At 71.4% G+C, this 329-nt stretch carries 1 protein-coding gene; it reads left to right on the top strand.

Translation table 11 applies throughout. From position 1 onward, the window contains the following. A partial coding sequence (locus tag SB822_RS55785; RefSeq protein ID WP_410858937.1) for a penicillin-binding transpeptidase domain-containing protein occupies positions 1-329 on the top strand: 329 nt, incomplete at both ends.

Raw genomic sequence — 329 nt, 5'->3', positions numbered from 1 at the left:
GGGCCACGCGATCGCCGAACATTTGCGCGACCACGCGCTTTTCATCGCTTTTGCGCCGGCCGAGCAACCGAAAATCGCGCTCGCGTTGATCGTCGAAAACGGCGGCTGGGGCGCGGAGTCGGCGGGTCCGATCGCGCGCAAGGTGCTCGACTACTACCTCGTCGGCAAGAACAAGCCGGGCGCGCAGGCGGCGGCCGTGGCAGCGGCGGCATCGGCGACCGAGGACGCGTCCGCGCCGGAAGTCGGCGGTGCGCCGGCGCCGCAGGAGGCGGCGCAACCGGTGAAGATCGCGGCGGGGTATACGGCGTTGCCGATGCCGGGGGTTGCGG

Origin of the sequence: Paraburkholderia sp. SIMBA_054, from assembly GCF_046534875.1 — a bacterium.
GTDB lineage: Bacteria > Pseudomonadota > Gammaproteobacteria > Burkholderiales > Burkholderiaceae > Paraburkholderia > Paraburkholderia hospita.
The sequence above is the reverse complement of the archived record's forward strand: the minus strand, read 5'-3'. Positions and strand labels throughout refer to the sequence as shown.